Here is a 9,521-nt window from a genome sequence, read left to right as displayed (position 1 = left end):
GGCCTGGCGGCGGCGGCCGGCCTCCTGGGGCTCGTGGGGCTGGTCCATCACGATGTGGCGAGCGGGGCGTGGCTGCTGCTGACGGGGCTGTCGCTCGAGCTGCTGCATGTCCGCACGCGCCGGGGGTGGCACCCCTCACGGTGGTTGGCCTCGTGCACCGTGCTGCTCACGGCGTGGAACCTCATCGCGGGCGTGTACCAGGAGCACCCGTTCCGGCTGACGCCACTGGACGCGCTGGATGAGACCGGCAGGCCGCTGGGGCTCTTCGTGTCGCTGGCCCTGCTGCTGCTGTCGGTGGGAATCCTCTCCGTCCATCCGGACCGGGGCCTGATGCGCGCGCTCTCACGCGACGACCTGGGAGGCCACTCGGCGCGGCGGCTGGTGTTTGCGGCCCTGCTCGTCGTGCCCGCGGCGGGGGCCGTCCGGCTCATGGGGGAGCGGCTGGGGCTCTATGAAACGGCCACGGGCACCGCGTTCTTCGTGCTGATGACGCTCATCGTCTTCCTCGGCGTGTCCCTCTGGAACGCGGACGCCCTGTCCCGGCTGGACTCGAGCCGGCGGAGGGCGGAGGACGTGCTGCGCCTGAGCGAGGAGCGCTTCCGCACGTCGTTCGAGGGCGCACCCACCGGCATGGCCCTGGTGGGCCTGGATGGCCGCTTCCTCCACGTCAACGCGGCGCTCTGCGACCTGCTCGGCTATTCGCGCGAGGAGCTGCTCAGCCGTTCGTTCCAGGACCTCACCGTGCCGGAGGACCTGTCGGTGGACCAGCGCAACGCGGAGCGGATGCGCAACGGCGAAATCGACTCCTTCCAGCGGGAGAAGCACTACGTGCGCAGGGATGGCCGGCGCATCGCCATCATCCTCTGGGGCACGGTGGTGCGCGACGCACGGGGACGGGCCGTCCACTTCATCTCTCAGATGCAGGACATCACGGAGCGCGAGGAGCTGGAGCTGGCCTCGCGCTTCCTGGCGGACGTGGGCCCGCGGCTCGCTTCGTCGCTGGCGTCCAGCACGACGCTGGCCACGGTGGCGACGCTCGCCGTGCCCACGCTGGCGGACTGGTGCGTGGTGGCCAGCCTGGATTCGGACGGACACATCCGGCGGGTGGAGAGCGCGGCCGCGGAGCCCCGGATGGCGCGGTGCCTGCGGAAGCTGGGCGCGGCGTACTGGCCGGAGCCCTTCCACCCGGAGAGCGTCACCGCCTCCGTGCTGAGCACGGGGCAGGCGGTGCTGCTGCCCGAGGTGAATCCGGAGCTGCTGGAGGCGGCCGCGGTGGATGCCCGGCAGAAGGAGCTGCTGCTGCAGCTGGCGCCCCGCTCGGCCATCGTCGTGCCGCTGCGCAGCCGGGAGCGCAACCTGGGCGCGCTCGTCCTCGCGACGTCCGGCTCCGGGCGCCGCTACGGGGAGCGCGACCTGGCCCTGGCCGAGGAGCTGGGCCGCCGCGCCGCGCTCGCCCTGGACAACGCCCGCCTGTTCGAAAGGTCCGAGCAGGCCAGCCGCATGCGCGACGAGGTGCTGCGCATCGTGGCCCATGACCTGCGCGCCCCGCTCAATGTCATCCAGCTCAGCGCAGGGTTGCTGGAGAAGGGCCTGCCCCCCAGCAACGGCAACCGGCGGCACCTGGACGCGCTCCAGAAGTCCGTGCACCGGGCGAACCGGCTCATCCAGGACCTGCTGGACGTGGCCCGGCTGGAGGGGGGCGCGCTGTCGGTGGAGCGGGAGCCCCTGGCGGTGGCGCCGCTCGTCCAGGAGGCCCTGGAGCAGCACCGCGCGCTCGCGGAGGCGAAGTCGCTGCGGCTCGTGGCCCGCGTGCCGGAGGACCTGCCCTGCGTCCTGGCGGACCGGGAGCGGGTGCTGCAAATCCTCGCCAACCTCCTGGGCAACGCGTCCAAGTTCACGCCCGAGGGAGGCTGCATCACCCTGTGCGTCCAGCCGGAGGCGGGACACGTCCGCTTCCAGGTGAGCGACACGGGCCCTGGCATCCCCCCGGAGGACCTGCCGCGCATCTTCGAGCGCTTCTGGCAGGCCGGGCCGAAGCGCCGGGAGGGCGCGGGGCTGGGGCTCGCCATCGTGAAGGGGCTGGTGACGGCCCATGGCGGGAAGGTGGACGTGGAGAGCACGCCCGGCGAGGGGAGCACGTTCTCCTTCACGCTGCCGGTGGAGGAGGCCACCGGAGCGCAGGCCGGCTCGTACGCCTGAGCGCGCTAGTGGCGCAGGGCGGCCTCCAGCAGGAGCCGGCGCTCCGCCGCCGCGATGACGGCCCGGGTCGCGCCGACGGCGCCGGGGTCCACGGAGACGGAGGTGATGCCCGCGCGGACCAGGTGCTCCGCGAAGGCCGGCCGGTTGGACGGAGCCTGGCCGCAGAGGGAGCACGTGATGCCCGCGTCGCGGCTGGCGCGGATGATGTGGACGATGGCGTCCAGCACCGCCGCGTCCTCCTCGTCGAAGAGCTCCGCGCACAGCTCCGAGTCCCGGTCCACGCCCAGCATGAGCTGCGTCAAGTCATTGGAGCCGATGGACACGCCGGTGATGCCCAGCCGCGCGTACTCCGGGATGCGGTACACGACGGACGGCACCTCCGCCATCACCCAGCGCTCCAGCCCGCGCTGGCGCCCCAGCCGGCTTGCGTCCACGGCCTCCAGGCACGCCTCCAGCTCCCACTTCGTCCTCACGAAGGGAATCATCAGGTGGAGGTTGGGCGTCTCGTCGCGCACGCGGGCCAGCACCTCCAGCTCCAGGCGGAACACCTCGGGCTCGCGCAGGTAACGGTAGCAGCCGCGAAAGCCAATCATCGGGTTGGACTCGGTGGCCTCGAAGTCGCCGCCGCCCTCCAGCCCCCGGAACTCGTTCGTGCGGAAGTCCGTGGTGCGGTACACCACCGGGCGTCCCTGGAAGGCGCGGGTGATGGACAGCAGCGCGCCGGACATCCGCTCGACGAACTCGCGGCTCCTGCCCTCGGCGATGAGCTTGCGCGGGTGCACGCCGCCCAGGGCCTCGGTGAGCATGAACTCCGCGCGCAACAGCCCCACGCCGTCCACCGGGAGCGCCGCCGCCTCTCGCGCCTGTCCTGGCAGCGCCAGGTTCACGTAGAGCCGCGTGCCCAGCGGCTCCGGCCCGTAGGCCTCCCGGGGCTGTCCCTGCGCCTGGCGGGAGGGCTCCACCGCCGTCACGGCCGGGGATTCCGGTGCGCGGCCCTCGCGCACGGTGCCGGTGGCGCCGTTCACGGTGACGTCCTCTCCGTCGCGCAGGACCTTCGTGGCCTTGCGCGTGCCCACCACGCAGGGCTTGCGCAGTTCGCGGCTGACGATGGCCGCGTGGCACGTCATGCCGCCGCTGTCGGTGACGACCGCCGCCGCGCGCCGCAGCGAGGGCACCCAGTCCGGAGACGTCATGGGCGCCACGAGGATTTCACCGGCCTCCAGCTTCGAGCCCTCCTTCGCGTCGCGCAGCACCCGCACGCGTCCGGAGGCCACGCCGGGGGACGCGCCCAGGCCGCTCACGAGCGTCTGGCCCGTGGGCGCGGCGGTGTCCTCCGGGGCCTTGCCCAGGGCGGTCGTCACCGGACGCGACTGGACCAGGTAGAAGCGGCCGTCCTCTTCCGCCCATTCGATGTCCTGGGGCGCGCCGTAGTGACGCTCCACGCGCAGCCCCAGCCGCGCCAGCTCCAGCACCTCCACGTCCGTGAGCACCCGCGCGCGGGCCCGCTCCGGCGGCAGGTCCTCGCGCTTCTCATGGCCCACGCCGTCGCGCAGCAACTGGAAGGCCTTCTCGCCCACGCGGGCCTCCAGGATGCGGGGCCCCGCGCGGTCCACGACGTAGGTATCGGGCTCCACCTGTCCACCCACGACGACCTCGCCCAGGCCGAAGGCGCCTTCGATGATGAGGCGCTCGCGGTCGCCGCTCGTGGGGTCCGCGGTGAACATGACACCCGAGCGGTTCGAGTCCACCATGGCCTGCACCACCACGGCGATCTCCGGCACGTCCGTGAGCCCCTGCGCCTTGCGGTAGGCCACCACGCGCGGGCCATAGGCCGAGGCCCAGCACGCACGCACGCGGTCGACGAGCGCGTCGTCGCCCACCACGTTGGTGAACGACTCGTGCATGCCCGCGAAGGAGGTGGTGGCGGTGTCCTCGGCGGTGGCGGACGAGCGCACCGCCACCGCGGCGCGCTCCTCCAGCTGGTGGTACGCGGCGAGGAGGGAGGCGCGCAGCCCGTCCGGCATCGGCGCCTGGAGCACCAGGCCGCGCAGCGCCTCCGTGGAGCCGGCGAGCGAGCGCGAGTCATCCGGATCCACGCGCTCCCACAGCTCGCGCAGCCGGGCGCGCACGGGCTCCATGGCCTGGAGGAAGGCGCTGGCGGTGATGACGAAGCCCGGGGGCACGGGCAGCCCGGCGCGGGTCAGCTCTCCCAGGTTGGCGCCCTTGCCTCCGGCCTGGGCCACGTCCTCCCGGGACAGGGCGTCGAACCAGAGGATGGACGGGGCGGCCGCCGGTTGGGGGTCCGGTGCCTGGACGGCGGGCTCTGGGGAAGGGGACGGGTCCATGATTTTGAACTCCTCGCGCTCCTTCCAAGCTGGAGCCGGAGCCCGCCGGACGCACGGCCTTGCGCGCGCGGCTGGTGGCCCAGACGTTCCCGGTTGAGGGAATCCCCATGCTCAAGCCCTTCGAGGTCCACGTGCAGGCCAGCTCGCTGGCGCCCTTCCACGCCGAGCTGCCGGGGGCGGAGTGGGAGGCGCTCCAGGCGAGCGCGCTGCAGGCCCGGGACCGCATGGTGGGCCGCACCTTCTGGAACGTGAACTCCACGGCGCGGGGCGGCGGCGTGGCGGAGCTGTTGCCCCGGCTGCTCGCCTACGCGCGCGGGGCCGGCGTGGACACGCGCTGGATGGTCATCGAGGGCACGCCCGCCTTCTTCCACGTCACCAAGCGGCTGCACCACGCGCTGCATGGCTCGCAGGGGGACGGCTCGCCCCTGGGGCCCTCCGAGCGCGCCTGCTACGACGAGGTGCTTCGCGACAACGCGGAGGAGCTGCTGGTCCTGGTGCGGCCGGGGGACGTGGTGCTGCTGCACGACCCGCAGACCGCGGGGCTGGCGCCGGCGCTCGCCGCCGCGGGCGCGCGCGTGGTCTGGCGCTGCCATGTCGGCTGCGACACGCCGGACGAGGAGGTGGCGCGGGCGTGGCGCTTCCTCGCGCCGGGCCTGGCCGCCGCGCGGCTCGCGGTGTTCTCCCGGGCCGCCTACGTGCCGCCCATGCTCGCGGACCGGGCCGTCGTCATCCCGCCCTCCATCGACATCTTCGCGGTGAAGAACCAGCCCATGGCGCCAGAGGTCGCTCTCTCCATCCTGGGCCACACCGGGCTGGTGGAGCTGCCGCCGGACGCGCCCGAGCCCGTCTTCACCCGGGCGGACGGCGTCCCGGCCCGCGTGTCGCGCGGGGCGGACATCGTGCGGCTGGGCTCCGCGCCCGCTCCTGATTCTCCCCTCGTGGTGCAGGTCTCCCGCTGGGACCCCTTGAAGGACCCGGTGGGCGTGCTGCGGGGCTTCGCGCAGCTCCTTCGCGAGTCGCCCGGCCTGTGCGCGGAGCTGGTCCTGGCCGGGCCCTCGGTGATGTCCGTCGCGGATGATCCGGAGGCGGCGGCGACGCTGGAGACCGTCATCGCCGCGTGGCGCGAGCAGCCGCACTACCTGCGCCAGCGCGTCCACCTGGCGTGTCTGCCCATGGCGGATCCGGAGGAGAACGCCGCCATCGTCAACGCGCTCCAGCGCCACGCGGCGGTGGTGGTGCAGAAGAGCCTGCGGGAGGGCTTCGGGCTCACCGTCACGGAGGCCATGTGGAAGGCGCGGCCCGTGGTGGCGAGCGCGGTGGGCGGCCTCCAGGACCAGGTGCGCCACGAGGTGGACGGCCTGCTGGTGCGCCACCCCGGGGACCCGGCCGAGTTCGCCGCCGCGGTGCGCAGGCTCCTGGTCGACCCCGTCCTCGCGGCCCGCCTGGGGACCCAGGCGCGCGAGCACGTGCGGACCCGCTTCACCGCCCCCCGCCACCTCTCCGACTTCGTGGACCTGCTGGAGCAACTGGACGCGCGCGCGTAGGCGCCCTCACGTGGCGCTCACGCTCTGTCCCGGCTCCCGCCGCCGCGAGCGCAGCCACTTCTCCAGCCCCACGACGGGCAGCACGCAGGCCCCCACCAGCACCGAGCGCGCGATGTCCCCCAGGGACAGCGGCGCGGACCCGAAGAGGCGCTGGAGGAAGGGCACGTACATGAAGGCGGCCTGCAGCAGCACCAGCGCGGCGATGCCCATGAACACGGTGGGGTTCTGGGTGAAGCCCACCTCGCGCGTGGAGCCGGTCAGCGTGCGGCACAGCCACAGGTAGAAGATTTGAAAGCTGACCACGGTGTTGACGGCCATGGTGCGCGCCTCGGCCAGGGCCTGGGGGTTGGAGGCGTCATGGCCGCCGCCCTGGCGGGTGAACTCCCAGAGGAACAGGCCAATGGCGCCCGCGGCCATCAGGAGCGCGACCAGGCAGGTGCGCATCACCACGAAGTGGCTGAGGACGGGCGTGTCCGGCGCGCGGGGCCTGCGGCGCATGACGTGGCGCTCCTTCGCCTCGAAGGCCAGGGGCAGCGCCAGGGTGACGGTGGCCACCAGGTTGATCCACAACAGCTGCGTGGGCCGCATGGCCAGGAGCGGCTCGCGCACGCCGCCGGCTTCCTGGAGCGGGAAGAACGTCACGCCCAGCATGAGGATGAGGGCGAGCCCCAGGTTGGTGGGCAGCACGAAGGCCAGCGACTTGACCAGGTTGTCATAGACGCGGCGGCCCTCCTCCACGGCGGCGACGATGGTGGCGAAGTTGTCGTCCGTCAGCACCAGGTCCGCGGCCTCGCGGGACACGGCCGTGCCGGTGATGCCCATGGCCACGCCGATGTCCGCCTGCTTGAGCGCGGGCGCGTCGTTGACGCCGTCGCCCGTCATCGCCACCACGTGCCGCTGCGTCTGGAGCGCGCGCACCAGCCTCAGCTTGTGCTCGGGCGCCAGCCGCGCGAACACGTTCGTGTCCTGCACCGCCCCGGCCAGCTCCGCGTCGCTCATGGCGGACAGGCGCGCGCCGGTGAGGCCCGGATGCCCGGGCGCGTGGATGCCCAGCTGGAGCCCGATGGCCTCCGCCGTGCCCGGGTGGTCGCCGGTCATCATCTTCACGCGGATGCCCGCGGCGTGGCAGGCCCGCACGGACGCCACGGCCTCCTCGCGGGGCGGGTCGATCATCCCCTGCAACCCCAGCAGCGTGAAGCCGTCCTCCACGTCCTGCATGCGCAGGGCCTGGGCCCGGGGCATGCCCTTGCGCGCGAAGGCGAGCACGCGCAGCCCCTGCCGCGCCATGCGCTCCACCTCCGCCAGCACGGCGTCCCGGTCCGTCCCCGGCCCGCAGCGGCGCAGCACCACCTCCGGAGCGCCCTTGAGGAACAGCTCGGCCTGCTCCGGGCCGCCCGCGTTCAGCGTGGCCATGAACTGGTGCTCGGACTCGAAGGGGATGGCGTCCAGGCGGGGGTGGCGCTCGCGCAGCTCCGTCACGCCCAGGCCCGCCTTCCTCGCGGCGAAGAGCAGCGCGCCCTCCGTGGGGTCGCCCGTCATGCCCCAGCGTCCCTCCCGGGGCTGGAGGTCCGCCTCGTTGCACAGCACGCCCGCGACGAGCAGCGCCTGCACGTCCCCGGGCGTCTCCTCCAGGGGGCTGCCCCCGCGCAGCAGGTCGCCCATGGGGGTGTGGCCCACGCCGGTGAGCGCGTAGTGCCCGGCCTGCGTCCACAGCGCCTGCACGGTCATCTCATTGCGGGTGAGGGTGCCCGTCTTGTCCGAGCAGATGACGGTGGTGCTGCCCAGGGTCTCCACGGCGGGCAGCTTGCGGATGACGGCGCGGCGGGACGCCATGCGCTGCACACCAATGGCCAGGGCGATGGTGACGATGGCGGGCAGCCCCTCCGGGATGGCGGCCACCGCCAGGGTGATGGCCACCAGCACCGCGTCGCTGAAGGCATAGCCCCGGAGCATCCCCACCCCCAAGAGCACGGCGGACAGCACGACGATGCCAGCGGAGATGACGCGGCCCAGCCGGGCCAATTCGCGCGTGAGCGGCGTGCTCAGGTCCGTGGCCTGCTCCATCAGGTGCGAGATGCGGCCCAGCTCCGTGGCGCTCCCGGTGGCGACGACGACGGCGGTGGCGGTGCCGGACGTCACCAGCGTGCCCCCGAAGGCGAGGCTCGCCCGGTCCCCCAGCTCCGCGTCCCCGGCGACGGCCGCGACGTGCTTGCTCGCGGGCACGGACTCGCCGGTGAGCGCGGCCTCCTCCACCTGGAAGTTGCGGGAGTGCAAGAGGCGCAGGTCCGCGGGCACGCGGTCGCCGGACGCAAGCTGCACGACGTCCCCGGGGACGAGCTCCGCCGCGGGCCGCGCCACCAGGTGCCCGTCGCGCAGCACGTGCGCTGACTCCGGCACCATGTGGTTCAGGGCCTCGATGGCCCGGCCCGCGCGGTACTCCTGCACGAAGCCGATGGCGGTGTTGAGGACCACGACGGCCGCCACGACGAGCCCGTCCGTCACCTTGCCCAGCAGGATGGCCAGGGCCGCGGAGGCGATGAGGACCCAGATGAGCGGGCTGTCAATCTGCCGCCACAGCAGCTTCCACGCGCTGTCCGGCCGAGAGCGCTCCAGCACGTTGGGGCCGTACCTCCCGAGCCGCTCGCGGGCCGCCACGTCCGTCAGCCCGTGGGGCGTGGTGGACAGCTGCTCCAGCACGGCCTCCGGGATGAGCGCGTGCCAGGGGACGGAAGGCGTGCCCGGGGCACGAAGGACGGCCTGCTTCCTGGGATGTGACGGCTCCTGCATGGCATGAAGCTGGCCACGGGCAGGGCCGCCCGTCAGCGGGAGGCGAGCAGCCGTGCGGTGGTGTCGCGCAGCGCCTGCCGCGTGGCCGCGTCCTCGGCGACGGCGGGCCACGGCTGCTCGGCCTCCTCCAGCAGCCAGCGCGCCTGTCCCGGAGGGGACCAGCGCTCCCGCGCGAGGATGCGCGCGAGCCGGGCGGCGCAGACCTCCGGGCGCTCCCAGGCCCGCTTCACCTGGGACAGCAGCCAGCCCACGAGTCCCGGCCGCGCGCCCAGGTCCGTGCGCACGACGCCCGGGTGGAGCACCACCACGTCCACCTCCGGGTGCGCGGCGGAGACGTCGCGCATGGCCAGCGCGAAGCACAGCTTCGTGTCGCAGTAGGTGCGGATGCTGGAGAAGTCCTCGCCCGTGGGCGTGCGCGCGGCGTCGAAGCGGCCCTTGATGATGAGGCCCGCGCTCACCACGAGGATGCGCGCCAGCCGTCCGGACTCCAGCAGCGGACGCTGCATCACCAGCGGCGCCAGGTGGTTGGTGACGAACGCCGTCTCCAGCCCATCCGCGTTGAGCACCCGCTGGGACGGCCACAGCCCCGCGTTGTGCACGAGCGTCGCCCCCGGCGTGACGAGCGCCGCGAGGCGAGCCCCCAGCT

Annotated in this window: 5 protein-coding genes; 2 read left to right on the top strand and 3 right to left on the bottom strand. The window is 73.5% G+C overall.

Going from position 1 to position 9,521, the window contains the following annotated elements; translation table 11 throughout:
- The coding region (locus D7X55_RS45545; protein WP_121724765.1) for a GAF domain-containing sensor histidine kinase at window positions 1-2,199 on the top strand (2,199 nt) is incomplete at its 5' end.
- Window positions 2,200-2,204: 5 nt separating this feature from the next.
- On the opposite strand, the gene ppsA is transcribed toward D7X55_RS45545, so the two are convergent.
- Complete coding sequence (gene ppsA, locus D7X55_RS29135) at window positions 2,205-4,544, bottom strand: phosphoenolpyruvate synthase (protein WP_121724764.1); 2,340 nt, start codon at window positions 4,542-4,544, stop codon at window positions 2,205-2,207.
- 107 nt (window positions 4,545-4,651) lie between these two features.
- On the opposite strand from ppsA, the gene D7X55_RS29130 reads away from it, so the two are divergent.
- Entirely contained in the window at window positions 4,652-6,088 is a 1,437-nt protein-coding gene (locus tag D7X55_RS29130) for a glycosyltransferase (protein ID WP_121724766.1), read from the top strand.
- A gap of 6 nt (window positions 6,089-6,094) precedes the next feature.
- Here D7X55_RS29130 and D7X55_RS29125 read toward each other — a convergent pair whose 3' ends face one another.
- Both D7X55_RS29125 and D7X55_RS29120 read right to left on the bottom strand, forming a co-directional pair.
- A complete protein-coding gene (locus tag D7X55_RS29125) occupies window positions 6,095-8,875 on the bottom strand; it encodes an HAD-IC family P-type ATPase (RefSeq protein ID WP_121724763.1) in 2,781 nt (926 codons plus the stop codon).
- Window positions 8,876-8,907: 32 nt separating this feature from the next.
- Window positions 8,908-9,521, bottom strand: a 614-nt coding sequence (locus D7X55_RS29120) for an SDR family oxidoreductase (protein WP_121724762.1), incomplete at its 5' end; no start/stop codon positions are given.

It is taken from the genome of Corallococcus sp. AB049A (assembly GCF_003668885.1).
Lineage (GTDB): Bacteria > Myxococcota > Myxococcia > Myxococcales > Myxococcaceae > Corallococcus > Corallococcus interemptor.
The sequence above is the reverse complement of the archived record's forward strand: the minus strand, read 5'-3'. Positions and strand labels throughout refer to the sequence as shown.

Coding starts and splice junctions, on each gene's coding strand:
- D7X55_RS29125 (WP_121724763.1), bottom strand. CDS start 8,875: ATGCAGGAGCCGTCACATCCCAGGAAGCAGGCCGTCCTTCGTGCCCCG.
- ppsA (WP_121724764.1), bottom strand. CDS start 4,544: ATGGACCCGTCCCCTTCCCCAGAGCCCGCCGTCCAGGCACCGGACCCC.
- D7X55_RS29130 (WP_121724766.1), top strand. CDS start 4,652: ATGCTCAAGCCCTTCGAGGTCCACGTGCAGGCCAGCTCGCTGGCGCCC.